Source organism: Roseovarius sp. D0-M9 (assembly GCF_037083805.1).
In the GTDB taxonomy this organism is placed as follows: Bacteria; Pseudomonadota; Alphaproteobacteria; order Rhodobacterales; family Rhodobacteraceae; genus Roseovarius.
In genome coordinates this window covers 12,138-37,236 of record NZ_JBAPKZ010000019.1, presented here as the reverse complement: position 1 = coordinate 37,236, position 25,099 = coordinate 12,138, and the positions used below count along the sequence as shown (strand labels likewise).

23 protein-coding genes, 1 tRNA gene and 2 pseudogenes are annotated in these 25,099 nt (G+C 64.4%); 6 read left to right on the top strand and 20 right to left on the bottom strand.

Features of this window, described 5'->3' with window-relative positions; all coding sequences use genetic code 11:
* Positions 1–26: 26 nt before the first annotated feature.
* The 3 genes from V8352_RS13095 to V8352_RS13085 are packed head-to-tail and all read right to left on the bottom strand — an operon-like array spanning position 27 to position 3,862.
* A complete protein-coding gene (locus tag V8352_RS13095; protein ID WP_336424744.1) occupies positions 27–1,409 on the bottom strand; it encodes an aldehyde dehydrogenase family protein in 1,383 nt (460 codons plus the stop codon).
* Between the two features lie 53 nt (positions 1,410–1,462).
* Positions 1,463–3,118, bottom strand: coding sequence for an acetolactate synthase large subunit (locus tag V8352_RS13090; protein WP_336424743.1), 1,656 nt, complete (start codon positions 3,116–3,118; stop codon positions 1,463–1,465).
* 36 nt (positions 3,119–3,154) lie between these two features.
* Entirely contained in the window at positions 3,155–3,862 is a 708-nt protein-coding gene (locus V8352_RS13085) for a zinc-binding dehydrogenase (RefSeq protein ID WP_336424742.1), read from the bottom strand.
* A 290-nt stretch (positions 3,863–4,152) separates the two neighbouring features.
* Between V8352_RS13085 and V8352_RS13080 the strand changes: the two genes are divergently transcribed.
* Entirely contained in the window at positions 4,153–4,383 is a 231-nt protein-coding gene (locus tag V8352_RS13080) for a hypothetical protein (protein ID WP_336424741.1), read from the top strand.
* Complete coding sequence (locus tag V8352_RS13075; RefSeq protein WP_336424740.1) at positions 4,376–5,011, top strand: MFS transporter; 636 nt, start codon at positions 4,376–4,378, stop codon at positions 5,009–5,011. The genes V8352_RS13080 and V8352_RS13075 overlap by 8 nt, the downstream gene beginning before the upstream one ends.
* Here the strand turns inward: V8352_RS13075 and V8352_RS13070 are convergent.
* From V8352_RS13070 to metF, 10 genes and pseudogenes are all read right to left on the bottom strand, one after another.
* Positions 4,975–5,583 carry a pirin family protein gene (locus tag V8352_RS13070; protein WP_336424739.1) on the bottom strand — a complete coding sequence of 203 codons (609 nt, stop codon included), beginning with the start codon at positions 5,581–5,583 and terminating at the stop codon, positions 4,975–4,977. The two genes, V8352_RS13075 and V8352_RS13070, sit on opposite strands and share 37 nt — an antisense overlap.
* Positions 5,584–5,804: 221 nt before the next feature.
* On the bottom strand, positions 5,805–6,047 hold the full coding sequence (locus tag V8352_RS13065) for a DUF1427 family protein (RefSeq protein ID WP_336424738.1): 243 nt from the start codon (positions 6,045–6,047) through the stop codon (positions 5,805–5,807).
* 12 nt (positions 6,048–6,059) lie between these two features.
* A complete protein-coding gene (locus V8352_RS13060; RefSeq protein WP_336424737.1) occupies positions 6,060–7,451 on the bottom strand; it encodes an amidohydrolase in 1,392 nt (463 codons plus the stop codon).
* Positions 7,452–7,543: 92 nt separating this feature from the next.
* Positions 7,544–7,798: pseudogene (locus V8352_RS13055) on the bottom strand (amidohydrolase family protein); the annotation flags it as partial.
* Positions 7,799–8,205: 407 nt separating this feature from the next.
* A complete protein-coding gene (locus tag V8352_RS13050) occupies positions 8,206–8,901 on the bottom strand; it encodes a hydrolase (RefSeq protein WP_336424736.1) in 696 nt (231 codons plus the stop codon).
* Positions 8,902–8,976: 75 nt separating this feature from the next.
* A complete protein-coding gene (locus V8352_RS13045) occupies positions 8,977–9,369 on the bottom strand; it encodes a RidA family protein (protein ID WP_336424735.1) in 393 nt (130 codons plus the stop codon).
* An 87-nt stretch (positions 9,370–9,456) separates the two neighbouring features.
* Positions 9,457–10,293, bottom strand: coding sequence for an alpha/beta fold hydrolase (locus tag V8352_RS13040; RefSeq protein ID WP_336424734.1), 837 nt, complete (start codon positions 10,291–10,293; stop codon positions 9,457–9,459).
* A 521-nt stretch (positions 10,294–10,814) separates the two neighbouring features.
* On the bottom strand, positions 10,815–12,182 hold the full coding sequence (locus tag V8352_RS13035; RefSeq protein ID WP_336424733.1) for an FAD-containing oxidoreductase: 1,368 nt from the start codon (positions 12,180–12,182) through the stop codon (positions 10,815–10,817).
* 334 nt (positions 12,183–12,516) lie between these two features.
* A complete protein-coding gene (locus tag V8352_RS13030; RefSeq protein WP_336424732.1) occupies positions 12,517–15,699 on the bottom strand; it encodes a valine--tRNA ligase in 3,183 nt (1,060 codons plus the stop codon).
* 255 nt (positions 15,700–15,954) lie between these two features.
* Positions 15,955–16,836 carry a methylenetetrahydrofolate reductase [NAD(P)H] gene (gene metF, locus V8352_RS13025; protein ID WP_336424731.1) on the bottom strand — a complete coding sequence of 294 codons (882 nt, stop codon included), beginning with the start codon at positions 16,834–16,836 and terminating at the stop codon, positions 15,955–15,957.
* 97 nt (positions 16,837–16,933) lie between these two features.
* Here metF and V8352_RS13020 point away from each other — a divergent pair, with 97 nt between their 5' ends.
* A complete protein-coding gene (locus V8352_RS13020; protein WP_336424730.1) occupies positions 16,934–17,848 on the top strand; it encodes a LysR family transcriptional regulator in 915 nt (304 codons plus the stop codon).
* 89 nt (positions 17,849–17,937) lie between these two features.
* Here V8352_RS13020 and copM read toward each other — a convergent pair whose 3' ends face one another.
* Complete coding sequence (copM, locus tag V8352_RS13015; RefSeq protein WP_336424729.1) at positions 17,938–18,330, bottom strand: CopM family metallochaperone; 393 nt, start codon at positions 18,328–18,330, stop codon at positions 17,938–17,940.
* 214 nt (positions 18,331–18,544) lie between these two features.
* Between copM and V8352_RS13010 the strand changes: the two genes are divergently transcribed.
* Positions 18,545–19,333 (top strand): inositol monophosphatase family protein, encoded by a 789-nt coding sequence (locus V8352_RS13010; RefSeq protein ID WP_336424728.1) that lies wholly within the window; start codon positions 18,545–18,547, stop codon positions 19,331–19,333.
* Between the two features lie 3 nt (positions 19,334–19,336).
* Here V8352_RS13010 and V8352_RS13005 read toward each other — a convergent pair whose 3' ends face one another.
* Both V8352_RS13005 and V8352_RS13000 read right to left on the bottom strand, forming a co-directional pair.
* Positions 19,337–19,693, bottom strand: a complete 357-nt coding sequence (locus V8352_RS13005; RefSeq protein WP_336424727.1) for a GFA family protein — start codon at positions 19,691–19,693, stop codon at positions 19,337–19,339.
* A 4-nt stretch (positions 19,694–19,697) separates the two neighbouring features.
* A complete protein-coding gene (locus tag V8352_RS13000) occupies positions 19,698–20,444 on the bottom strand; it encodes a rhomboid family intramembrane serine protease (RefSeq protein ID WP_336424726.1) in 747 nt (248 codons plus the stop codon).
* 330 nt (positions 20,445–20,774) lie between these two features.
* On the opposite strand from V8352_RS13000, the gene V8352_RS12995 reads away from it, so the two are divergent.
* Together V8352_RS12995 and V8352_RS12990 are read left to right on the top strand one after the other, a co-directional pair.
* Positions 20,775–21,329, top strand: coding sequence for a tetratricopeptide repeat protein (locus V8352_RS12995; RefSeq protein ID WP_336424725.1), 555 nt, complete (start codon positions 20,775–20,777; stop codon positions 21,327–21,329).
* 53 nt (positions 21,330–21,382) lie between these two features.
* Positions 21,383–21,469, top strand: a tRNA-Leu gene (locus tag V8352_RS12990).
* Positions 21,470–21,610: 141 nt separating this feature from the next.
* Here the strand turns inward: V8352_RS12990 and V8352_RS12985 are convergent.
* From V8352_RS12985 to V8352_RS12970, 4 genes and pseudogenes are all read right to left on the bottom strand, one after another.
* Positions 21,611–22,038, bottom strand: a pseudogene (locus tag V8352_RS12985) (integrase core domain-containing protein); the annotation flags it as partial.
* A gap of 16 nt (positions 22,039–22,054) precedes the next feature.
* Positions 22,055–23,215, bottom strand: a complete 1,161-nt coding sequence (locus V8352_RS12980; RefSeq protein ID WP_336424724.1) for an NAD(P)/FAD-dependent oxidoreductase — start codon at positions 23,213–23,215, stop codon at positions 22,055–22,057.
* Positions 23,215–24,606, bottom strand: a complete 1,392-nt coding sequence (locus tag V8352_RS12975; RefSeq protein WP_336424723.1) for an FAD/NAD(P)-dependent oxidoreductase — start codon at positions 24,604–24,606, stop codon at positions 23,215–23,217. The genes V8352_RS12980 and V8352_RS12975 overlap by 1 nt, the downstream gene beginning before the upstream one ends.
* Positions 24,599–24,994: a (2Fe-2S)-binding protein gene (locus V8352_RS12970; RefSeq protein ID WP_336424722.1), complete on the bottom strand. Its 396-nt coding sequence runs from the start codon at positions 24,992–24,994 to the stop codon at positions 24,599–24,601. Before V8352_RS12970 ends, V8352_RS12975 begins: the two co-directional genes overlap by 8 nt.
* Positions 24,995–25,099: the final 105 nt, after the last annotated feature.

Below are 25,099 nucleotides of genomic sequence, written 5' to 3'. Positions count from 1 at the left end.
ATCAGGTTCCCCCAAGCGGAGTGCCATCAGCTCTTGCGCATCAGGATCATCTTTTCCTGTGTCATGTCGCGCATGGTATAGGGGATGCCACCGGTGCCGTATCCGGATTCCCTGCGGCCGGCGAAGGGCATCCAGTCGGTCCGGAAGGCCGTCGGATCGTTGATCATGACCGCCGAGGCATCAAGGCGGTTGGCCGCGCACATGGCGACGTCTATGTCCTGCGCGAAGATACTGGCCTGAAAAGCCGTCGGCAGGGCGTTGGCGCAGCGAATGGCGTCGTCAAGATCGTCGTAGGGATAGACCGCGACAACGGGGCCGAACACCTCCAGCAGGGACATCTTCGCGTCGCCGGCCGGATCCAGCAGCACCGCCGGGCTCAGGGTGGTCTCGGACAGGCGTTCGCCTCCGGTCGAGAGGACCGCGCCGCCGGAGACCGCCTCCGCGATCCAGTCCGCGACTCGGTCAGCCTCGCGCGGCAGGATCAGCGGCCCCACCTCGGTATCCTTTAGAGTCGGATCGGCGGTGCGCAGTTTGTCGACGCGGGCAACGAGGCGCTCAGTGAACTCGTCAGCGATGTCGCTCTGAACGTAGATGCGCTGTGTCGATACGCAGACCTGTCCGGCATGGTAGTAGCCGCCCTTGACGACCGGTTCGATGACGCGGCCGAGATCGGCACTGCGGTCGATGATTGCCGGCGCGGCGCCGCCATGCTCCAGCGCCGACCGCGTTCCCGGCGCGAGCTTGCCATGTAGCGACCAGCCGACCCGGGCCGAGCCGATGAAACTCAGGAAGGCGACACGGGCGTCGGTCGCCAGTTTCTCGGCGAGCGTGTTGTCCTCGGTGACGAAGGTCTGACACCAGGGCTCGGGCAGGCCGGCCTCGTGGACCAGCGCCACGAAGTCGAGGCAGGAGAGCGGCGTGGCACTCGCCGGCTTCACGATCACCGGACAGCCGGTCGCGATGGCGGGGGCCACCTGGTGGACGATCAGGTTCAACGGGTGGTTGAAGGCGGAAATCGCCGCGACGATGCCGATGGGCTCCTTCGTGGTGAAGGCCCAGCGGTTCTCCGCCGCAGCCGACAGCCCCATCGGGATCTCGCGGCCGGCGAAGTTGCGGAGCTCGTCAGCGGCGTTGTGAACGCCATCAATGGCGCGATTGGTCTCGACGATGGCGTCGGGCAGGGGTTTACCGCCCTCGCGCGCGATCTGCATGGCGAGATGGTCGCGCCTGCCCTCCATCAGCACTGCCAGCCTGCGCAGAACCACGATCCGCTGGTGCGGCTTGAGCCAGCCATCGCGATCCGCGAAAACGCGGCCGGCGGCTTGCAGCTTGCGCTCCAAAGCGGCGGCATCGTCGGTTTCGATCTCCGCAATCTGCGCACGATCAAAGGCCTGCACGACAGTCAACATGTCCGATCTCCTCGCTTGTCAGGGGTCTGAATTCTGCAACGACGGAACCCGTGTCATGAACATTCCACATCCGGCGTGCGGTTACGCAACTCGTCGACCAGAACGCGGGTATTCTCCGAATAGTCGATCGGGACATCGACCAGATGGACACCGCCACCGGCAAAGGCGGCTTCGAGCGTCGGTCCGAGCTCCTCAATCGCGCTCACTCGGGATCCTTTCGCGCCGTAGGCCTCGGCGTAGCGCACGAAATCAAGATTGCCGAAGCTCATGCCGAAATCGGGAAAGCCGTCTACCGACTGCTTCCAGCGGATCATCCCGTAGGCGCTGTCGTTCACGATGACGACAACAAGGTTCAGCCCGAGCCGCACCGCCGTTTCCATCTCCTGCGAGTTCATCATGAACCCCCCATCGCCGCAGACAGCCATCACGCGGCGCTCGGGGTGAAGCATGGCCGCCATCATTGCCGAGGGAAGTCCGGCCCCCATCGTGGCGAGCGCATTGTCGAGCAGCAGTGTGTTGGCCACATGGGTGCGGTAATTGCGGGCGAACCAGATCTTGTACATGCCGTTGTCGAGGCAGACGATGCCGTCTTCTGGCATGACCTGGCGGACACCGTGGACAAGACGTTGAGGCGTCACCGGGAAGCGATCTTCTTCGGCGCGATCGTTGATCCGGGCCAGAATCCTCTGGCGCAAGTCGGGCATCCCCTCGTCGGGCGACAATCTGCCCTCCAGCCGTTCTCCAAGGCCTTGGGCGGACGCGCCGATATCGCCGATCACCTCGAGATCCGGATGATAGACCTGTTCGACCGTCGCGGAGTCATAACCAAGATGGACGACCCTGGGCCCGCCCTCGCTCCGCATCAGGAACGGTGGCTTTTCGATCGTGTCATGGCCGATGGCAACGATCAGGTCGGCGCGTTCGATGGCTTCATGGACATAGTCACCCTCCGAGAGCGCGGCGGTCCCCACGTAAAGGTTGGAGCCGCCATCGACGGCGCCCTTGCCCATCTGCGTGTTGAAGAACGGCAGCCGGGTGCGCGCGATGAAGCCGGAAAGCGGCTCGACCAGCGCGGGCCGGTTGCCTGCCGCGCCGATCATCACGAGGGGCCTCTGGGCGGCAAGGATCATCTCGGCGGCGTGGTCGAGTGCTGCGGCGCTGGCGACGGGACGGTCGTGGGAATGGCGCGGAATGACGGTGGCGTTCCCGGCGTCCGCTGCCGCCACGTCCTCCGGCAGTTCGAGATGTACCGGCCCCGGCCTTTCCTCTGCCGCGACGCGAAACGCGTCCCGCACCGTCGCGGGAATGGCGGCCGGGCTCAGGATCTGACGCGTCATCTTGGTCAGCGGCTTCATTGAGGCGACGATATCAACGATCTGGAACCGGGCTTGCTTGGCGCTCATCACCGGCTTCTGTCCAGTGATGAGGATCATCGGCATGGCGCCCAGATGGGCATAGGCCGCGCCGGTCGAAAGGTTCAGAGCGCCGGGGCCGAGCGTGGCGAGGCATACGCCGGGCCTGCCCGTAAGCCGCCCATGCGTCGCCGCCATGAAGGCCGCGGCCTGTTCATGGCGCGTCAGAATCAACTCGATGCGAGAGGTGCGCAACGATTCCAGTATGTCGAGATTCTCCTCGCCGGGCACACCGAAAATGCGGTCAACCCCCTCGTTCTCCAGTGCGGCGACAAACAGGTCCGATCCTTTGGGCATTATCTCAATCCATATATGGCTTCGGCAGAGTTCACGTTAAGATACCTGCCCGTCCTTAGAAGCACCAGATTCGCGGAAGGGGCGGGCGTCAAAGGGCGTGAGCGTGTCCTGCGACGCATCGCCGAAGAGAACGCAGGCGCTGCGCGGTGCCAGCCACATCAGCGCTTCGCCGAGGAACGTGCCCCCGACGCCCTCCAGAAGCAGGTCGGAGGGGCAACCTTCCTCTCCGGCCTCGATGCCGACCGCAATCTCGTCTGTGCCAAGGCTGCGCAGGAATTCCGCATTTGAGGCATCCCGCGCGAAAGCCGTCACATGGACGCCCGCAGCCGCTGCGAGCTGGATCGCATAAATGCCGACACCACCCGTGGCCGACGTGACGAGAACACGGCTCCCCGGACCGATCGCCTTCTTCTGCAGCGCTACGGCCGCGGTCAGACCCGCGACAGGGAGGGTGGAGGCCGCTTCGAAGCTTACGTCGTCGGGAACTCTGGCCCATCCGGGGCGGTCGCAGTCGGTCCCTTCATGGAGCGCGCCGCGAACTTCACCATTGTTCAGCGAGAACGCGCGAACTGCGACGATCGCCTCGTCAGACCCCGCTTCCGGTTCGTCATGTTCGGCCAGAACGAGGCCGGTTTCCGAACTTACGCTTTGCGGAACATCGCGCGGCATGCAGGCGGGTCGGCGATGCTCGATCAAGCCAATCAGATTGTGAACCGCCTCTACTTCCCGAGGTGGAAATGCCATGCAGTTGCGAAAGGGCATGATTTTTTCCCTGAGATTCTAATGAATTCGAACTCTGCCGACTTAACCTAGCAAATGCTTCAAACACACGCGGTGCGGAACTTGCTTGGCGTGAACCGCTCTTGCTATCCATTCTGGACCGGACAGTCGCACCCTCCGTCCCACATTGCCGTTCCGATCGCGTGGATCGGGAAGCCCGCAAGATCGGCACCTTTGCGGCAGCATCTGCGTCGCGTGGCAGAAGGCCGACCGATATCCTGCTCTTGACATGACCCTGTGGGAGACACCTCCTCGTGAGCCACATTCAACCCTTCATCGTTTCACTGATCGTCGGTCTGGAATCGGCGGCCCGACGGCATTCCGTTCCCGGTGCTGATCCGGCCAACCCGTCCAGCGGCACAGATGAAGGCGTCTTCGCTCTCCGTGCGCCCGCTCCAACACTGGAAAACCCTATGCCTGACACCGATCTGACCGTTGTTGCCAAAGCGAGCCGCCGCCCGACCGCTGGTAATCTCAATGCCTGAGCAGGGGCTGGCGGCTGCCGGAAGCGCAAGCCCGCTGAGATCCCCGGTCTTTCGGGCGCTCTGGATCGCGACGATTGTCTCCAATGTCGGCACCTGGATGCATGATGTGGGCGCAGGATGGCTGATGACATCGCTGTCGCCGAGCCCGCTGCTGGTCGCACTGGTCCAGACCGCGACGACGCTCCCGATGTTCCTTCTCGCCTTGCCGGCCGGGGCCATGGCCGACATCGTGGACCGGCGCAGGATGCTGCTGGCGGCGCAGGTGCTCGGCCTGCTCGCGGCGATGACGCTGGCGATCCTGACAGCGGTGGGTCTGGTCTCTCCCGGTATCCTGCTGGCCGCGACTTTCATGCTGGGCATCGCGGCGGCGCTCAGTGCGCCAGTGTTCCAGGCGATCGTGCCGGAACTGGTGGACAGGCAGGCCCTGCCGGACGCCATCGCGCTGAACAGCCTCGGCGTCAACATCTCGCGCGCGGTGGGCCCGGCGCTCGGCGGTGTCATCGTTGCCCTTGCAGGGATCCCGGCCGTCTTCGCGCTGAACGCGCTTTCGGTGCTGGGCGTGCTGGCGGTCCTGTTCACCTGGAAGCGTCCTCAGGTCCCGCCCGCCGCCAGCGCGATGTCGGCATAGAGCGTCTCCGAGGCCGTCGCGAGCGGCGAGCGCGCACCATGGAGCGTGCCCGCGATCAGGCGGAGAGAGCGCGCGCCGTCTTCGATCACCGGCAGTTCGCTGTCGCCATGGTGAAGGAAGGCCGGGTCGCTCTCTTCCGCCGCGGCCGGCAGCGCCATCCAGGTCTGAAGGCCGAAGAGCCGCTGCCCGGTGCGCTTGAGTTCGGGCGCGGTGCGTTCGGAATGGACGATCCCGCGACCCGCGCGCATCCAGTTGACGGCGCCGGGACGTATCGCCTGCTCGGTTCCGAGACTGTCGCGGTGCAGGATCTCGCCCTCGAGGAGATAGGTCAGCGTGGCGAGGTTGATATGCGGATGCGGCCGCACGTCGATGCCCTGGTCGGTCAGGAACTCCGCCGGTCCCATCTGGTCGAAGAAGATGAACGGCCCGACCATCTGGCGCGCGGTCGAGGGCAGCGCGCGGCGCACGGTCATCTCGCCGAGATCGACGGCGCGGGGCACGATGACCGTCTCGACGGCATTGACGCTCGCGGCGTCACCGAGGGTCGGGTCGGGGCATGGACTCCAGCTCATGATTGGTCTCCTTTCAGTGTTTCTCCGGGATGCCGCCCGGCCGGGGGGGTATCAGATAGTATATCGTGGGCGCAGTGCCCGAAGCCAGAATGTTCCGGACCCGATCCTGCAACGCCTTCTCGACCGCCGTGACACGCGCTTGGTGGTGCAGATGAAGACAAGCTGTTCGGCAATGGCCATGTGCGCGCTCGTGAGTGTGGACAGGAGTGCAAGACGGCATCTCATCCCTCTGTCTCTTGGCGCTCGGACGTGGCAAATCGCTTGTCGTGCAGGCAGTGGGCGGCGGCCTCGGCGGCCGTCATCCGGTCCTTGAGCCAAGAGACCGCCGTCTCACCGAGTAGCATGCCGAGCAGACCGAGCAGCGCGATGATCGGCGGCGCGGGGGAGCGTGTGTTGAGAAGCGCATAGAGTCCACCGACTGCAAGACCGATGGCCAGCGATACTGCGTAGGGTTTCCAATCCATCATGAACTCCCGTCACACCGCAAAACACGAACAGCCGAGGGCGCCCCAGAAGGACGTCAGGTCCTTCACTGGGATAGGATTCGTCCAGGCGATCCCGTGGTCATGGCCGTGCAGGGAACAGGCGCTGGCGCAGCCATCTTGGCATGCGCGGGCAAAGCGCGCCTCCTTGGCCCTGGCCGCCTGCCGCGCGCCCGGGCTGAGGACGGCGCCGACCGGGCTCCAACCCGGCGAGGCAGGCGGCAGCGGCGGAGCAATATCCGCGAACGCGCCCTCGCCATGGACGATCCGGCCGCCGACCATGGTCAGGACCGCGTTGATCTGCCGGATCTCCGCATCGGGCACGGTCAGGTAGTCGCCGGACAGGATTGCGAGATCGGCATACATGCCCGGCGCCAGCGTCCCCTTCACCTCCGCCTCGCCCGAGAACCAGGCGGAGCCGTGGGTCCAGAGCCGCAGCGCCTCCTCCCGCGTCAGCAGGTTGTCGTCGCCATGGAGCGGCATGCCGCCCAGCGTCTTGCCGGTCGTCATCCAGTAAAGCCCCACCCACGGGTCGTAGGAGGCGACGCGGGTCGCGTCGGTGCCAGCGCCGACCGGGGCACCCATGTCGATCATCCGCCGGATCGGCGGCGTCGCCTCAGCGGCCTCCGCGCCGTAGCGATCGACGAAATACTCGCCCTGAAACGCCATCCGGTGCTGCGTGGCGAGGCCGCCGCCAAGCGCCGTGATGCGCTCGATGTTGCGCGGCGAGATGGTCTCGGCGTGGTCGATAATGAAGCGCGTCTCGAAAGGCTGGCGCTGGTTCACGCGCTCGAAGACGGTCAGGAACCGGTCGATGCTCTCGTCGTAGGTGGCATGGATGCGGAACGGCCACTTGTTCGCCGCCAGGAGTTCGACGATCGGCTCCAGTTCGCTCTCCATTGTGGGGGCGAGATCGGGGCGCGGTTCGAGAAAGTTCTCGAAATCCGCAGCCGACCAGGTGAGGTTCTCGCCCCCGCCGTTCATCCGCAGCATGTCCGAGCCGGCACCGGGTTCGGTCATCGCCACCCAGCGCTCGTAATCCGAAAGCTCCGCGCCGGCGGTCTGCGCAAAAAGATTGTAGGCGATCCGGACGGTCAGCAGGCCCTCGTCGTCCAAGGTCTGGATGACCGCGTAATCGTCGGGATAGTTCTGCCCGCCGCCACCGGCGTCGATCACTGATGTGATGCCGAGGCGGTTCATCTCGCGCATGTAGTGGCGGGTGGAGTTGATCTGGTCCTCGAGCGGCAGCTTCGGCCCCATGGCGAGGGTGGAATAGAGGATGAGCGCCGAGGGCTTGGCGATGAGAAGACCCGTGGGGTTGCCCTGGGCATCCCGCTGGATCTCGCCGCCCGGCGGGTTCGGCGTCTCCTTCCCGAAACCCAGCACCTCGATCGCCGCGCGGTTGAGCAGCGCTGGCCGTAAAGGTGCAGAATGAAGACGGGCGTGTCCGGGGCCGCAGCGTTGATCTCGTCCAGCGTCGGCATGCGCCGCTCCGCGAACTGGAACTCCGACCAGCCGCCGACGACGCGGACCCATTGTGGCGCGGGCGTGCGGTCCGCCTGTTCCTTCAGCATCCGCAGCGCGCCCGAGAGCGAGGGGACGTTCTCCCACCTGAGCTCCATGTTGTAGTTCAGTCCACCCCGGATCAGATGCGTGTGGCTGTCGTTGAGGCCGGGGATCAGGCGCCTGCCGCCTGCGTCGATCACCTGCGTCTCCGCGTCCGCGAGCCGCATGATCTCGGCCTCCGGTCCAGTCGCCAGGATTTTGCCGTCCCCGATCGCGACGGCGTCGGTATCCGCCATGGCAGGATCCAGCGTCGTAACATGCGCATTTCTGATGATCGTGTCGGCCATTCCGTCCTCTTCGTTGGATTGCGCGCGTGCCATCCGGGGTGCAAAGCGTCCAGGTGCGCAGACCGCGGCGCCTGATTTCGTGACCTGTAGACGAGTGACGCACGCGGCACCTTGCAAGGGGCCATCGGCTCTCGCGCATGTTCGCGTCCTCGCGCCTCTCGTCTCCCCAGCTTGAAAGAAAGGGCGGGCCTGCGGGCTGGGGGGGCGTTGCAGGCCCGCCAGGTGTGCCGGGAAGGAATGGGACGGCCGCGGGGGGATCAGCCGCCAGACCCGGCGCATCGGGATAGCTATTCGGCGGCGGCGGCCGATCCGGCGGACACGGGCGCGAGACGCCCTCCATGCTCGACCCGCTCAGGCGCCTTGTGGACCATGGTGTAGGCGTAATCTACGCCCATGCCATACGCGCCCGAATGCTCCTGCACGATCGCTATGACGGCGTCATAGGTCTCGCGGTGCGCCCAGTCACGCTGCCATTCCAGCATCACCTGCTGCCAGGTCACCGGCACGACGCCGGCCTGGATCATGCGCTGCATGGAATAGTCATGCGCCTCCTGCGAGGTGCCTCCAGAGGCGTCGGCGACCATGAAGATCTCGTAGCCGCCCTCGGCCATCGCGGAAAAGGCGAAGGTGTTGTTGCAGACCTCGGTCCAGAGGCCCGAGACGATGACCTTCCGCCGTCCGTTCTTTTCGAGTGCATCGCGCACTTTCTGATCGTCCCAGGAATTCATCGAGGTCCGCTCAAGCAATGGGTGATCGGGGAAGACGGCCAGCAGTTCCGGATAGGTGTGGCCCGAGAAGCTCTCGGTTTCGACGGTGGTGATCGTGGTGGGTATGCCGAACACTTTCGCGGCCTTGGCGAGGGCGACAGTATTGTTCTTCAGAACCTGCCGGTCGATAGACTGCACGCCGAACGCCATCTGCGGCTGGTGGTCGATGAAGATGAGCTGACAATTGTCAGGCGTCAGCAGTTCAGGCTTGTTCATCTGGTCTCTCCTTGGACACGTGCATGTTTTCTCTCATCCCCGCGCTTGTCGTCGGGCGCCGCGACCTATTGAGCATCATCCCGGTAGGCGCGCGATCACCTTGATCTCGAAATCGAAACCGGCGAGCCAGTTGACCCCGACCGCTGTCCAGGTCGGGTAAGGGGCTTTGGGAAAGATCCCGGTTTTCACCTCCATGATCGCCTCGAACTGGTTTTCGGGGTCGGTGTGGAACGTGGTGACATCGATGATATCGTCAAAACCGGCGCCGGCGGCGACGAGCACGGCCTCAAGGTTTCTAAACGCAAGCTCGACCTGCTTGCGAAACTCAGGCTCCGGCGAGCCGTCCTCGCGGCTGTCGACCTGACCGGACACGAACAGGAGGTCGCCCGTGCGAACCGCGGCGGAATAGCCATGCGCCTCGTAAAGCGCATGGCGGTTGGCGGGGAAGATGGCGTCGCGTTTCGACATGGGTCAGGTCCGTTCTGATGGATGGGAGCTTGTTGGAGGACGACGAAGGGGGACGTGCGGTGCAAGGTCTGCGAACCCGCAGCCGCCTCAGCCGGTGACGAACTCCAGAAGATCTGCGTTCAAGACGTCGGCATTGACCGTCAGCATCCCGTGCGAGAACTCAGGATAGGTCTTCAGCGTGCCGTTCGGCAGCAGTTCGACCGCCTTCAGAGCCGAGGCCGCGATTGGAACGATCTGGTCGTCCTCGCCATGCAGCACCAGGGTAGGGACGGTGATCGCCTTCAGATCCTCCGTCTGGTCGGTTTCCGAGAAGGCCTTGATGCCGTCGTAATGCGCCTTGGCGCTGCCCATCATGCCCTGCCGCCACCAGTTCTGAATGACGCCCTCGTGGACCGTCGCACCGTCGCGGTTGAAACCGTAGAACGGCCCTGTCGGGACATCGCGGAAGAACTGCGCGCGATTTCCGGCGAGCGCGGTCCGAAAGCCGTCGAAGACCTCCATCGGCGTGCCTTCGGGGTTCGCGTCGGTCTGCAGCATCAGGGGCGGAATTGCGGCGACGAGGACGGCCTTGGTCACCCGGCCCGCAGGTTCGCCATGCCGCGCCACGTAGCGTGCGACCTCGCCGCCCCCGGTGGAATGGCCGACATGCACCGCATTCCGCAGGTCCAGCGCCTCCGCAACGGCAAAGGCGTCTGACGCGTAGTGGTCGATGTCGTGGCCGCTGTCGACCTGCTCCGAACGGCCGTGTCCGCGCCGATCGTGTGCCACGACGCGGTAGCCCTTCGAGAGGAAGAACAGCATCTGCGCGTCCCAGTCATCGGAGCTGAGCGGCCAGCCGTGGTGAAAGACGATGGGCTGCGCATCCTTGGGACCCCAGTCCTTGTAGAAGATGCGATTGCCGTCGGGGGTGGTGATCTCTGCCATTAAAAAATCTCCTTTGGTTTGATCTTGAGCAATACTTGGAAGGGGCAACGCACTTGCCGCGGCGAAAGCGACAGCAGAGGACAGAGCCGTGCGCCGCGTCAGCGTTGTGCGGGTCAGATCATCGGTGTGCATTGGTGATCCTTCTTCTTTGTCGGGTTTCGTCTTTGTTCGGCATGCCGTGCATCTGGAAAGTTGGGAGCAGGGTAAGCGGCTTCGGCATCGTGAGCGTTGCTTGTTCTGCTGCGCATGTGCCGAACTTGCGCATTGTTGCATTCGGCTGCCTGACCGAGGGGCAGTGGATGAAGTGGAATACGCCGCAGGGCGTCGGAGGCAGGGCAAAAAGGCGTGGAGGATGTCCCGAAGCCTTGCGCGGGTGCTGCGTCCTCCTCCATCAGTGGGACCCCGCGCGCCCATCGGCAGGGAAGAAACCTATGCGGGCGAGCAACTCGTCGGAATCGAGCGCCTACGGCGCGTCAAGCAAACGTCCGGCACGATCATGGCCTGCATGGGTGCGACCAATGTCAGCTCAGGTCACCGAACAATGTCGGCAGGAGTTCGGAGACAGTGGGATGGATCGGCACCGCCCGCATCAGGCCCTCCGCCGGGACGCCGGCGGTCATCAGGTCAAGAACCCCGTGGATCGCCTCGTCGCCGCCGGTCCCGAGGATCGCGGCACCCAGGATCGCGCCCGTGTCGGCGTCGACCACCGCTTTCATCAGCCCCTGCGTCTCGCCCTTCTCCACGGCGCGGCCCACGCGTGTCATCGGGCGGGAGGCGGTCCGAACCCTGTGTCCAGCGCCCCGCGCCTGCGCCTCGGTCAGGCCCGCCCGTCCGAGCGGCGGGTCGATATAGAGGGCGTAGCCCGGTATCCGGTCCGACACCTTGCGATCGGCCCCGTCGAGGAGGTTCGCGGCGACGATCTCGTAATCGTTCCAGCTGGTATGCGTGAAGGCGCCCCGGCCGTTGCAGTCGCCGAGCGCCCAGATGCCTTGCACTTCGGTCTCCAGCCGCTCGTTCACCGGGACAAATCCGCGCGTGTCGGCGACGAGGCCCGCGTCGTCGAGGCCGAGGTCGTCGGTGTTCGGCGTCCGGCCGACCGCGAGCAGCACATCCGTCCCGTGCACCTCCGGCGCACCCTCGGCGCAGCTCATGCGGACGCAGACGCCCTCGGGCCCCGGAGCCAGCGCGATGCAGTCTGCGTCAAGGCGTACGGCGATGCCCTCAGCCTCGAGTATGCCCCGGATTGCCTCCGACACCTCCGGGTCCTCGCGCGGGAGCAATGCCGGTGCCCGCTCGACCACCGTCACCTCGGCGCCGAAGCGGCGGTACATCTGCGCGAACTCGAGACCGATGTAGCTGCCGCCGACAATCACCAGATGTTTCGGGACGCGGCCCTGCTCGAGGATCGTCGTGCTGGTGAGGTGCGGCACCTCGTCGATGCCGGGTATGTCCGGCCGCGAGGGACGGGCGCCGACATTGAGAAAGATCCGGGGCGCGCTCAGCGTCTCGCCATCGACCTCGACCGAATCTGGCGCCACAAACTGTGCCTGTCCCCGGATCAGCGTCAAGCCTTCCATCCCGCCCAACCAGGCCGCGAGCCCGTCTCGCGAGGCCTCGACGACGCTGCGCATCCGCGCGCGGACCCGGCCCATGTCGACCTCAGGCGGCGCGGTGCCGATGCCGAACTCCGCTGCCCGCCGGACCACATGCGCGGTGCGCGCAGAGGCAACAAGCGCCTTGGTCGGCGTACAGCCGGCATTCACACAGGTGCCGCCGACGCGCTTGCGCTCGATCAGCGCGACGGTCATGCCGGCGGCCGTCAGACGACCGGCAAGGGGCGGGCCCGCCTGGCCGGCACCCACGATCAAGGCGTCGAATGAGCGGGTCATAGCGTGACCGCCAGACGAAGTCGGCAGAGATCGCTCTGGCGTCCGTGATCAACAGGGCCGGCCGGTCGCGCCCCAACGCCGGTTGCTGCTCCGGGATAAGCGTCGGATGCCATCCGGCCGCCAAGCTGGAGCGGGACACAGACAGCCATCGCTCAACTCCTGTTTCGACACGCTTCGCTCCGCAACGATAGCCCCGAACTGGCGAAGCGCCAAGAGCCAGTAGCATTTGCAATTCCAAAGCAGCGGTTCCCAGGCCGGAGCCGCAAGATGCAAGAGAGAATCAAGCGACGAATCATGCTCGCCCCGCGCGGAGCGCGCCCGCCGTCTCTACGCGTCAGCCAAGCTCCTCAAGCCGCGCGAGCGCCGCGCGCAATGTCTCGGCCTCTTCCTCGCGCAGGGCAAGGTTCTCGCGGGCCTCTTCGACCACATCATCGGGGGCGGAGGCGACGAATTTGGGGTTGTTCACGCGCCCCTTCAGCCCGCCGATCTCCTTGTCGAGTTTGCCCAGCGTCTTTTCCAGCCGTGCCTTTTCGGCATCCACGTCGATGATATCGGCCAGCGGCAGGCCAAAGGTGCCGCCCTCGACAGCGACCGTGGCGCAGCCCTTGGGAAAGGCGTCCACATGGTCCAGCCCGGTGAGGCGCGCCAGCCGCAGGATCATCGCCTCGTTGCGTGCCCATGCGGCGCGGCCAGCCTCGTCCAGCGAGGTGGCGAGCAGCGGGATCTTGGCCCCCGCAGGCACATGCATCTGCGCGCGCGCGCTGCGCACCGCGTCGATCAGGGAAATCACCCAGTTCATCTCGCGGTCCGCCACCGGATCCACGGCCTCACTGCCATAGCTCGGCCAATCGGCGTGAATCAGCATCTTGTCGCGTGTGCCAAGGCCGCCCCACAGCTCTTCGGTGACGAAGGGCATGATGGGATGCAAGAGAATCAGGCATTGGTCGATCACCCATGCCATGGTCGCTTGGGTTTCGGCCTTCACCGCGTCCGTGCCATCCATCAGCAGCGGTTTGGAGAACTCGACATACCAGTCGCAGACCTTGCCCCAGACAAAGGTATAAAGAGCGTTTGCCGCATCATTGAACCGATACGCCTCGAGTGCCGCGTCCACCTCGGTGCGCACCTTGGCTGTCTCGCCGATGATCCACTTGTTGACCGTCTCAGTCGGCGCCGGAAGGGTGCCGGCGTCATAGGCATCGCCGAGATGTGCCGGTGTCGCGCCGTTCATCTCGGCGAACCGCGCGGCATTCCAGAGCTTGGTGCCGAAATTGCGATACCCCGCGATGCGCTGCGTCGACAGCTTCAGGTCGCGCCCCATCGCCGCCATCGCGGTCAGGGTAAAGCGCACGGCATCGGTGCCGTATTCGTCAATCAGCTCGAGCGGATCCAGAACATTGCCCAGGGACTTGGACATCTTCTTGCCCTTTTCGTCGCGCACGAGCGCGTGGACATAGACATGGCTGAACGGCTTTTGTCCGACGACGGCGTATTGCATCATCATCATCCGGGCGACCCAGAAAAAGATGATGTCAAAGCCGGTGATGAGCGTCGATGTGGGGAAATACTTTGCCAGCTCCGGCGTCTCTTCGGGCCAGCCGAGCGTGCCGATCGGCCAGAGGCCCGAGGAAAACCATGTGTCCAGCACATCCTCATCGCGCCACACCGGATAGACCAGCTGCGTCGGGTCCTGGCTGGTGACGTAGTCTGCCAGGCTCTCGGCAAGGCGGTGCATCGCGGCCTCACGATCTGCCACCTCGACCAGCTGCGCATGGTTGAGCGGTGTCGGCAATCCTGCCAGCACATCGGCGAACTTGTCGCCCAGCGCGTCGAAATCGGGCGCGGCATGATAGCGGTCGGTGCCCGGCGGCATGGATTGATCCCACAAGAGGCGCTGCATCTCGACCAGATCGAGCGCGCCGTCGCCCTCGTCATCGCGAAATGTGCCGCGCTCCAGGTCAAGCCCATACCACACGGGGATCTGATGCCCCCACCACAGCTGGCGCGAAATGCACCACGGCTCGATATTCTCCAGCCAATGGAAATAGACCTTGCGGTCGCTCTCGGGCAGGATCGTCACCTCGCCCGACCGCACGGCGTCCAGCGCGGGCGCGACGATCTGCGCTGTGTCGACGAACCATTGATCGGTCAGCATCGGCTCGATCACCACTTTCGAGCGGTCGCCGAAAGGCTGCATGATCTGCTTGGCCTCGACCAGCGGCACCAGCACGTCCTCGCGCGCCTCGCCGCCCTCCTCGGGGGCCAGGGGCTTGATGGCGCCAGCGCCCAGACGTGGATCATGCGCCTGCGTCATCACGGCGAGGCCCTCGGCGGTGATCTCTTCGATGACGCGCGTGCGCCCCTCAAAGCGGTCCAATCCGCGCAGGTGATCGGGCACGAGGTTGATTGCGTCGATGTCGGCCTCGCCCAGCGTGCGCTCGCCGCGGGCGATCTCCATGGCGATGGCCGCGGCCTCGGCATAGGGGACGCCATCGTCGCGCATTTGCGCGCGGGTATCCATCAGGCGATAGCAGGGGATGTCGCCGCGCTTGGCGACGGCGTAGTCGTTGAAATCATGCGCGCCGGTGATCTTGACCGCCCCCGAGCCGAAATCAGGGTCGGGGTATTCATCGGTGATGATCGGAATGAGGCGCCGATGCTCTTTCGGCCCCACCGGTATTTCGCACAGTTGGCCGACGATGGGTGCATAGCGCGCGTCCGACGGATGCACGGCCACCGCGCCATCGCCCAGCATGGTCTCGGGGCGTGTCGTGGCGATTGAAATGTAGTCGCGCGTCTCGCGGAAGGTGACGTTGCCGTCCTCGTCCTTTTCCTCGTACTCGTAGGTCGCGCCCCCGGCGAGCGGGTATTTGAAGTGCCACATGTGCCCGGCGACATCGACATTCTCGACCTCGAGATCGGAAATGGCCGTTTCGAAATGCGGATCCCAGTTGACCAGCCTCTTGCCGCGATAGATCAGCCCCTTGTCATACATGTCGACAAAGACCTTGATGACCGCGTCATGGAAATTGGGGCCATTGCCCTTGTCCGGATCGCCCGCCGCGCCGCCCATGGTGAAGGCCTCGCGCGACCAGTCGGCCGAGGCGCCAAGACGCTTGAGTTGTCCGATGATCGTGCCGCGGGATTTGACCTTTTGCTCCCATACGCGGTTCACGAAGGCCTCGCGGCCCATCTCGGCGCGGGTCGGCTCGCCGTTTGCGGCCATGTCGCGCTCGGTCACCATCTGGGTGGCGATGCCCGCGTGATCCGTGCCCGGCTGCCACAGCGTGTCATGCCCGCGCATCCGGTGCCAGCGGATCAGGATGTCTTGCAGCGTGTTGTTGAACGCATGGCCCATATGCAGGCTGCCCGTCACGTTCGGCGGCGGAATCATGATGCTGAATGGCTCGGCGCCGGGGCGGGCATTCGCACCCGCCTTGAAGGCGCCCGAGGCCTCCCACGCGTCATAGAGGCGCTGCTCGGCCTGCGCCGCATCGAATGTCTTTTCCATCGCCATGGGAGTGCTCCTTCTCGCTCGAGGCTTGGCTTAGCCAATTCGGCGCCCGAGGGGAAGCCCGGCGCGTGCTGGCGGCGCTGGGCGGTCACATGTCGTGTCGGGTCCGAGCGCGTGACGTGACCGATGGGGCACTGCGGGACGATTGCTGCGCCAAAGCGAGCCGGAACGCACTGGGCGCGATGCACCGGAGCGTCCTTCACGGCAAAACGCCGCCCGTCTGACGGGGCGGCGCCTTGGCTGGATTGTCCGGATGCCTCAGGCGACGTCGCGCAGCGCGACCTTGGGCGTGACGCCGAGCGCATGGCAGATGTCGCGCGTCAAATCGGGGCGGTTGAGGGTGTAGAAGTGCAGATTCTCGACCCCATGGTCCATCAGTTTGCTGCACATCTCGGTTGCGTGGGCGATGGCCAGAAGGTCGCTGCGCCCGTCCCGCTCGGCTTTGGCGAAGGCATTGTCCAGCCATTCGGGCACCGATGTGCCGCAGGATTGGGCAAAGCGGCGCGCACCGGCCCAATTCTCGATCGGGAAGATGCCGGGGATGATCGGCTTGTCGATGCCCGCCGCCGCGCAGCGGTCGCGGAAGCGCAGGAAGGTGTCGGTGTCAAAGAAGAACTGCGTGATTGCCTCGTCCGCGCCCGCCTCGAACTTGCGCTTGAGAAAGGCGACATCGGCGCCGGCATCCGCCGCCTCGGGGTGAATCTCGGGGTAGGCGCCGACGCGGATGGTGAATTGATCGCGTTCCTTGAGCGCGGCGATCAACTCGCAACTGTCGTTGAACCCGCCGGGATGCGGTTTGAACCCGTCGCTGTCCTTGGGGGCGTCGCCGCGCAGGGCCACGATTTCGCGCACGCCAGCATCGTGAAACTCATCGGCAATGGCCATCGTCTCGTCGCGGGTGGCATTCACGCAGGTCAGATGCGCCGCCACGTTCAGCCCTGTCGCGGAGTGGAGCGTGCCCACGGCCTCGCGCGTCAGCGTGCGCGTGGTGCCGCCCGCGCCGTAAGTGACCGAGACGAAGCGCGGCTGGAGCGGGGCCAGTGTTTGCACGGTATCCCAAAGGCGGAAGGACGCCTCGAGCGACTTCGGTGGGAAGAACTCAAAGGAGACGTTCGGCACGGATTTTGAGGACGCTGTCATGGCTGATTTCCTATCAAAGGTGTTGAGCCTTTGTGCCCATACGGCGTAAGTTAAGCAAATTCATAATATTCACGTTCTACATGAGGCGCGCTAATATATGCACATCGAATTCCGGCATCTGCGCACGATCCGCGCCATCCACGCGTGCGGCGGGCTGGCCAAGGCGGCCGATCAGTTGAACATCACGCAATCTGCCCTCAGCCATCAGATAAAGGGGCTGGAGGATCAGGCTGGGGTCGAGCTTTTCGTGCGCCGGTCCAAGCCGATGACGCTGTCGGCGGCCGGGCTGCGCCTCTTGCGTGTCGCGAACAAGGTGCTGCCCGAGATCGAGGCGCTGGAGGCCGAATTTTCAGGTGTGCGCGACGGCAGTTCAGGGCGCCTGCATATCGCCATCGAATGCCACGCCTGCTTCGAGTGGCTCTTTCCCGTGCTCGAAGCGTTTCGCAAGAATTGGCCCGAGGTCGATGTCGACATTCGCCCGGGCCTTGCCTTTGACGCGCTGCCGGCGCTGCAAAAGGAGGAGGTCGATCTGGTCGTCTCGTCCGATCCCGAGGCGCTGCGCGGCATCGGGTTCAAGCCGCTTTTTGACTACGAGCCGGTGTTTCTCGCCTCGGCCCTGCACCCTCTGGCGCAAAAAGCCTATGTCGAGGCCGAGGATTTTCGGGGCCAGACGCTGATCACCTATCCCGTGGATCGCTCGCGCCTAGACGTCTTTACCGAGTTGCTTACGCCTGCCAAGGTCGAGCCTGCCAGCATCCGGCAGGTCGAGCTGACGGCGGTGATCCTGCTTCTGGTGGCAAGCAATCGGGGCGTTGCCGTGCTGCCCGACTGGGTGGTGCGCGAATTGCGCATGAGCGACGATTATGTCGTGCGGCCCATCACCGAAGGCGGCCTGACCAAGCGGCTTTATGCCGCGATCCGCGACGATGACGCGGCCAAGCCCTTCATGGCGCATCTGCTGAAACTGGCGCGGGAAATTCCGGTGCGGATGCAAAGGCGCGAGGTGGCGTAGCGCGGCGGGCCGCCTCGGCCCCGTTCGGGGGACAAGGGCACCTCAAAGGGCGGCTGTCGGGCATTTGCCGACCCGGCCCATCGCCTCGGTCAATGCCCCCGCGCGGTCAGCCATTCTTCCATCCAGGCGATTTCTGCGCGCTGAGCGTCGATGATCTCTTGCGCCAGCTTGATGACCTCGGGGTCTTCGCCATGTTCAAGGGCGATTTCGGCCATGGCGACAGCGCCTTGATGATGCGGAATCATGCCGCGGATGAAATCGACATCGGCGTCCCCGGTCATTTCGATGGCCATGTCCGCATGCATCGCGTCATTGGCGGCGATAAAGGCCTGCGTCGATGCCGGTGTGCCGTCCGATGCCGTCATTGTGTGGCTTGAGTGATCCATCTCCGTGGATTTCTCAGTGGTTTCCGCTACTGCAAACCCGCCTGCGGTCAAGCCGGCCAGAACGATCAGGCTCGCGGTAATTCCGGTCGTTTTCATCACAAATTCCTCATGTTGGTTAGCGGGTCAGAGAGGCGAAGGCAGGTGTGCCTGTCAATACACGTTCGCGTGGGCTCAGGCATCGCCCGGCCTGGCTTGCCCGGCCCGAAGATCCCGACGCTCAAACACCCTGGCCCCAGGTGCCCCCGGCCCCTTGCAGCCAAGCCCCTCCCGGCCTATACGCGCGGCTTGACACAGGTAAGGACGGACCCCGATGGCACTCAGCGCAAATCTGAACGTGATGATGAAGGCGGCCCGCAAGGCGGGGCGCGCGCTGGCCAAGGACTTTCGCGAGGTCGAAAACCTTCAGGTCTCGATGAAGGGCGCAGGGGATTTCGTCAGCCGCGCCGATATCCAGGCCGAGCAGATCATCAAGTCCGAGCTGATGAACGCGCGCCCCACCTATGGCTGGATGGCCGAGGAGGGCGGAGAGGAGCCGGGCACCGATCCTACCCGCCGCTGGATCGTCGACCCGCTGGACGGCACGACGAACTTCCTGCACGGGCTGGCGCATTGGGCCGTCTCCATCGCGCTCGAACACAAGGGGCAGATCGTTGCGGGCGTGGTCTATGACGCCTCCAAGGACGAGCTTTTCTTTGCCGAAAAGGGCGAGGGCGCGTGGATGAACGAATCGCGCCTGCGTGTATCGGGCCGTGACAAGCTGATCGAGAGCATCTTTGCCACCGGGTTGCCCTTTGGCGGGCGTGCGGACCTGCCGCATACGCTTCAGGATCTGGCGCGGCTCTTGCCCGCGACGGCCGGTGTGCGCCGGTTTGGGGCGGCCTCGCTTGATCTCGCATATGTCGCCGCCGGCCGCTATGACGGCTTTTGGGAGCGGCGCTTGCAACCCTGGGATCTGGCAGCGGGCCTGCTGATCGCCAAGGAAGCGGGCGCGCTGGTCGAGCCGATGACCGAAGGGCGCGACATTCTGGACGAGGGCGCGGTCATCTGCGCGAACAACGCCATTTACAGCAAGTTCGCCAAGATCATCCGCAACCAGTAATCCCTACTGGTCGGACGGGTGATTGACCCCGTCGACCCAGCCGATCTCGCCAAGATCGCGTGGATTGACGCCCTCCAGCGCGCCGAGGTTTACCCCGTATTCATTGGGGTTCGAGCGTCTGCGATGGTGCGTATAGATCCCGCAGACCGAGCAGAAGTAATGCTGCGCCGTGCCGGTGCCCCAGGTGTAGAGCGTCAGCTTGTCCGCGCCGCGCACCACCTCGACGCCGTCCAGCGGCGCAGTGACCGCCGCCGCGCCGCGCCTTGCGCAAAAGCTGCAATCGCAGCGGCGCGCCGTGCTCAGCCCATCCGATAAGGTCACGCGCAGCTCTACCGCGCCGCAATGGCATGTTGCCTTCATTGGATCACCTCTTTCGCCTGACTGTCGGAATACGCGAGCGTGCATAGACGTAGCGCGCCTCGGGATGGGGCGGGTGGCCGTCCGTCCGGTCCCAGAACTCGGCGCCGCCGCGCCGCAAGAGCAGCGGCAGCGTCAGAATGGCCCCGATGACAAAGCCGCCCGCATGCGCCCAATAGGCCACGCCGCCGCCCGTCGTGGGGGTCGAAAGCCCGCCAAAGAGCTGAAAGACAAACCAAAGTCCCAGCATGATCCACGCAGGCAGCGGCAGGATACGGAAAAAGACGATGAAGATGATGAGGATATCCACCTTGGCCTTGGGAAAGAGCAGAAGGTAGCCCCCCATCACGCCCGCGATCGCCCCCGATGCGCCGACCGTGGGGATCAGCGAAGCAGGCTCGGACGCCAGCTGTGCCAGCCCGGCACCGATACCCGAGGCGATGTAGAAGGCGAGAAAGGGCAGGTGCCCCATCTCATCCTCAAGGTTGTCGCCGAAGATGTATAAAAACAGCATGTTGCCCGCCAGATGCATCCAGCCGCCATGCAGGAACATGGAGGAAACCAGGGTCTCGTAACTGCCCCCATGGACGATCTTGGCCGGGATCATCGCCCAGTCCACGTAAAAGGCGTTGAGCGCATAGGGATCGTCGAAAATCGGCCAATAGCTCAGGAATATGCCGATGTTGGCGACCATCAGCGCATAGGTCACATAGGGCGTGCGCCCCGAGGGGTTATGATCGCGGATGGGAAACATTGCGCCACGTTGGCGCTACGCCCCGGCGCGGTCAAGCCCGTGCGCCCAGCCAGGCGTGCGTGCGACAATCCGCGCGGCGCTGCTGCCGATTTGGGCGGCCCAGATGCGCAAGGTGCCGCTGTTTTTGGCGCCTTGATGCGCGTGTTTGCAGACGGATTATGCGGGGGTCAGTGCGCGCCGCCGCGCGCCGATCCGAGCGCCAACTTGCGCGCGCTGACTTGATCGCGGGGCTTTTCGGCTATCTTTTAAGATGTCTCCCCCCGCCGCACCCTTGCACCGCAACAAGATGTGGTCCCATCGCCGCAACGTCGCCATCCCGGAGGATGTATCATGAAACTGCTTGCCATCACCGCCTGCCTTGTCGCGGCGCCGACCCTTCTGGCTGCCGATACCTGTCCCGCAGCGCCCGACCATTCCGATGCTCTTGCCGCGCTCATCGAGGAGGCGCGCAGCGCCGAGAACCGCAGAGCGGGCATGGCCGTGTCGGACAAGATGTGGGCGCTGTGGGCCGATGCGCCCGATACCCGCGCGCAGGAACTTCTGGACGAGGGGATGGAGCGGCGGCAATCTTATGATTACGATGGCGCCTTGGCCGCCTTCGAGGCGTTGGTGGCGTATTGCCCCGACTATGCCGAGGGCTACAACCAACGCGCATTCATCTCATATCTGCGGCAGGATTTCGAGGCGGCGCTGCCTGATCTGGACGCCGCACTGGAGCGCACGCCGCGCCATGTGGCCGCGTTGACCGGCAAGGCGCTGACCCTCGTGGCACTGGGGCGCAAGGGCGAGGCGGCATTGGCGCTGCGCGCCGCGCTCGACATGAACCCGTGGCTGTCCGAGCGCGCCCTTCTGCCGGTGCTGGAGCAGGGTGAAGACACGCTCTAAGCGGTGCGCGGCGCCTTTACACCCGCCGTGATGCGGTTATGGTCCGACGTGCTGCGGGCGTGATGGAATGGTAGACATACCAGACTTAAAATCTGTTGGGGCGTGTCCCCGTGCGGGTTCGAGTCCCGCCGCCCGCACCATAAAAGTCTTCAATCGCTCTATTTATATGGCGCGAAAAACGGAGCCGAGATTGTAGCCCCCCAATTAGCCCCCCAAGTGTGACGCCGCTAGGCGAATGGGCACAGTCCGTACAGCCAGTCTCCCTGCGCCAGCAAAAACGGTCAAGAATCGAGGTTCGGCGTTCCAGCTACCTTTAGGCGGCGAACTTCGTCGGAATTGATGTCCGCTTGCGATGAGGTTGGGGCAGCGTGAGAACGGCTTAGGCCACTGTGGCGGTGGTTGTCGTAGTAGCCCTCGATCCAGTCTCCGACCAATCTCAGAACGGTTTGGGCATCGGGCAGCTGCTTGACGCGAACATAATCGCGCTTGAGCGTTTTAACGAAGGTCTCTGACATGCCGGTGGATTGCGGGCTGGTGACTGGTGTGAAGCACGGCTTCAGCCGAGCTGGCGAGCAAAGATATGCGTTTCCTTCGCCGTATAAGAGCTGCCGTTGTCGGATAAGACCTCGATGACCTCTGGCGCGCGGTAGGTGTCAAAGCGTTTTTCGAGGGCCTCCAGTAGCATGTCACGCACGTCTGATCCGCTGATTGCCCTTTGCCGCCTTTCAGTTGTCAAATTCCTTTGCGATCTTGTCGCTTTCGACGAGCCCGGCTGCAAAGCGGTCGATCCGGTAAGTTGAAAGATCACAGATGGGCGATGCGCCGGCGACCTGCGCAGCCAGGCTTTCCCCGACCGCAAGGCCGATCTGAAAGCCGCCGCCGCTGGCGCCGAAGGCGTGGAACAGGTTGTCTGTGGTCTGGCTGGCGCCGACGATCGGCAGCATGTCTGGCAGATAGCCCTCGACGCCGGACCAGTTGCGGATCACCTCGACACCAGACAGCGCTGGGACGGCCTCGACCAAAGCGCGCATACATTTGGCAAGCTTGCGCGACGGCACGAACGTAAAGGCTCCATCAGGGTTTGCGCGGGTGCGCGGGTAGCCCGCGAAAATAAAGTTTCCCCGCGGGATCTGCCGTAGAATGACATCGCCCTCGATAGACTGCAGCACGGGCCTGAGTATGTAGGGGAGCGGCTCGGTCACGAATTGCGGTGGACCGGCGGCAAAGAGGGGCACCGCTTCGCCGAACTGCGCCGCGATGGACCCTGCCCAAGCCCCTGCCGCATTGACGAGTTTGGATGCGGTCAGATGCAGGCCGGAAGAGGTGCGGACGTGGAAAAGCTGGCCCTCTTTCCACAGCTCTATAACCGCGCATTGTGTGCGGAGGTGCCCACCCGCGCGCTCGAAGGCGCGGCAGATCGCCGGTGTCGCAAGTCGGGGGTTGGCGGTGGCGCACTTAGGCGAAAAGCTGGCAACAGTGGCGTTCTCCGTCAGGAAGGGTAGCCGCTGCCTGAGCGCTGCGCCCTCCAGCATCTCGATCTGCATTCCGACGGAGCGCGACGCCTCTGCATATGCTTCGACCTTGGCGCGGCCCGCGTCGTCACGGGCGAAATAAACATGGCCGGTGCGTTCGTATTCACAGGGCTCGCCAAAGGTGGCCTCGAACGTCTCCCAAAGGTGCTGAGCGCGCAGGGATAGCGGGTATTGCGTGTCGATCCGGCCTTGCAGTCGCAGGCTGCCGTAGTTCGCGCCGCTGGACTGCGCGCCGATGTGATCGCGCTCCAGCATGAGGACGGATTGTCCCTGCCGTGCAAGATGGAATCCCGTGGCCGCGCCAAAGAGGCCGGCGCCAATGATGATGACGTCGTAGTCGCAGGGCTGCGCCATCACGCATCATCCTCGGTGCAGGCTGCCCCGGCCGGAAGGGGACGAATTGGCGCCTGTGCGCGAAGCCGACCTGCCTGTTCCAGTGACCGGCCGGTCAGTGCAGCGGTAATCTCGCCAAGGGCGCCGCCGCATAGCCGACCTTGACAGCGTCCCATGCCGCACCGGGTGATCGCCTTGACACGGTTGACCTCTACCGGGCCCTGCTGGTTGGCTACCGCCTCGCGTACATTGCCGATGCTGACGCGCTCGCAGCGGCAGAGGATCGTGTCATCGGGCAAATCCGAAAGCTTTCCCACAGGGGGGGCAAAGGCCATCGTCATGGCGCGTTGGAAACGCCGCCAGCGGGCGACGCGCCGGATCAGCCGCGCGATCTCTGCTTTTGGGGGCGTTGCAAGGCCCTGATGCTCAAGGATTGACCACGCTGCCAGCGCTCCTGAATCGGCGGCCGCTGCCGCGCCTCCGATGGCAGCGCCGTCTCCGGCAATCCACGCGTTCGGGGCGAATTGGCCATCCGGCTCCGTCATCGTGAACCATTGCCGAAACGCCGGGTCGAAACGGAATTTTGCGCCCATCAGTTCTGCCAGTTGCATCTCGGGTTGCAGGCCGTAGCCAAGTCCTACCGCATCGCATGGCAGCCAGCGGACTTGCTTGTTCGCCCTGGCGTAGGAAATGCCGCTCACGCGGTCTTCGCCAGTAATGGCGTCCAGCTTGACGCCCATCTGGATGGGAACTTTGGCGCGGCGCAATTCCTGGATCAGTCGCACGCCCTCGGTCAGCGTGCCGAGGCCGGTCGTTGCCATGCGGGGAAAGGCGCGCAATTTGGCGGGTATTGGAGTGGTATCAAGCACTGCGGCAACCTGCCCACCGGCCCGCAGATACTGCGCGGCAGCCAGATAAAGCAGTGGCGAGCTACCGGCGAAGACAACCGTTCGACCGATGAAGCTGGCGTCGCGCTTCAGCGCGATCTGCGAGCCGCCGAGTGTATAGGCTCCAGGCAGCGTCCAGCCGGGCAGGGGCAGAATCCGGTCCATTGCCCCGGTTGCAAGGATAGCGGCCCGGTATCGCAGAGTGGCAAGGCCCCCCTCGGAGACGACTGAAAGCTCGTCGCCCATGGCGCCCCAAACCTGTGTCCCTGGCCGATAATCGCAAGCCGCTAGCACCGTGTTTTCACGGCGCTCACGCTCGATCATTGCGGCGGCGGCATCTCCGAAGATCCGGCTTCGATAGCGTTCGAGCCTCGGCGTGATCCGGCGCGTGCCTTGACCACCTGGGCGAATGGACTCGTCAAGAATTATGGGGCGAAGCCCATGGTCGACAAAGACGCGCGCGGCAGCCAGACCCGCAGGCCCCGCTCCAACGATAATCGGTGTATCGGTTTGATCCTCATGCATCATTCGGCGACCATTTGCCAAGCTGTGAAGCGCTGAACAGCCTCATGTCGGGCGAAACTTCGGTGGCGCAGGCGCGCAGGCGTCGACCATCACTAGCCCAGACAGAGCAATCCTGGCATGCGCCCATCAGGCAGAATCCCGCACGCGGGCTGCCGTCAAACTCGGAGTAACTCAGAAATGCCCCATCTCGAAGCAAGGCGGCGATGACAGTTTCGCCCTCCATAGCCTCGACCGGGCGGCCATCGAAAAAAACGGTAAATGTCGCGCCGTCCGTTACGATGGGCACCAGCAGGCCGTTCATAATTAACTTCACCTCACCGCTTATTACATTGCAATAATAACAATTGGATTCTTGCGGCAGTGCGTAAAAACTGTCAAGCGGTTGCAAACTCTACTGCTTGTAAGGCGGGCGGAAAACGAGACACTACCCTTTAGGTTGGTGGCATGAAATGGGCTGTGACCCTAGTGCTCCCTTGGCGGGCATGACCGCGAG

Coding starts and splice junctions, on each gene's coding strand:
- V8352_RS13095 (WP_336424744.1), bottom strand. CDS start 1,409: ATGTTGACTGTCGTGCAGGCCTTTGATCGTGCGCAGATTGCGGAGATC.
- V8352_RS13090 (WP_336424743.1), bottom strand. CDS start 3,118: ATGCCCAAAGGATCGGACCTGTTTGTCGCCGCACTGGAGAACGAGGGG.
- V8352_RS13085 (WP_336424742.1), bottom strand. CDS start 3,862: ATGGCATTTCCACCTCGGGAAGTAGAGGCGGTTCACAATCTGATTGGC.
- V8352_RS13075 (WP_336424740.1), top strand. CDS start 4,376: ATGCCTGAGCAGGGGCTGGCGGCTGCCGGAAGCGCAAGCCCGCTGAGA.
- V8352_RS13070 (WP_336424739.1), bottom strand. CDS start 5,583: ATGAGCTGGAGTCCATGCCCCGACCCGACCCTCGGTGACGCCGCGAGC.
- V8352_RS13065 (WP_336424738.1), bottom strand. CDS start 6,047: ATGGATTGGAAACCCTACGCAGTATCGCTGGCCATCGGTCTTGCAGTC.
- V8352_RS13050 (WP_336424736.1), bottom strand. CDS start 8,901: ATGAACAAGCCTGAACTGCTGACGCCTGACAATTGTCAGCTCATCTTC.
- V8352_RS13045 (WP_336424735.1), bottom strand. CDS start 9,369: ATGTCGAAACGCGACGCCATCTTCCCCGCCAACCGCCATGCGCTTTAC.
- V8352_RS13040 (WP_336424734.1), bottom strand. CDS start 10,293: ATGGCAGAGATCACCACCCCCGACGGCAATCGCATCTTCTACAAGGAC.
- V8352_RS13035 (WP_336424733.1), bottom strand. CDS start 12,182: ATGACCCGCTCATTCGACGCCTTGATCGTGGGTGCCGGCCAGGCGGGC.
- V8352_RS13030 (WP_336424732.1), bottom strand. CDS start 15,699: ATGGCGATGGAAAAGACATTCGATGCGGCGCAGGCCGAGCAGCGCCTC.
- metF (WP_336424731.1), bottom strand. CDS start 16,836: ATGACAGCGTCCTCAAAATCCGTGCCGAACGTCTCCTTTGAGTTCTTC.
- V8352_RS13020 (WP_336424730.1), top strand. CDS start 16,934: ATGCACATCGAATTCCGGCATCTGCGCACGATCCGCGCCATCCACGCG.
- copM (WP_336424729.1), bottom strand. CDS start 18,330: ATGAAAACGACCGGAATTACCGCGAGCCTGATCGTTCTGGCCGGCTTG.
- V8352_RS13010 (WP_336424728.1), top strand. CDS start 18,545: ATGGCACTCAGCGCAAATCTGAACGTGATGATGAAGGCGGCCCGCAAG.
- V8352_RS13005 (WP_336424727.1), bottom strand. CDS start 19,693: ATGAAGGCAACATGCCATTGCGGCGCGGTAGAGCTGCGCGTGACCTTA.
- V8352_RS13000 (WP_336424726.1), bottom strand. CDS start 20,444: ATGTTTCCCATCCGCGATCATAACCCCTCGGGGCGCACGCCCTATGTG.
- V8352_RS12995 (WP_336424725.1), top strand. CDS start 20,775: ATGAAACTGCTTGCCATCACCGCCTGCCTTGTCGCGGCGCCGACCCTT.
- V8352_RS12980 (WP_336424724.1), bottom strand. CDS start 23,215: ATGGCGCAGCCCTGCGACTACGACGTCATCATCATTGGCGCCGGCCTC.
- V8352_RS12975 (WP_336424723.1), bottom strand. CDS start 24,606: ATGCATGAGGATCAAACCGATACACCGATTATCGTTGGAGCGGGGCCT.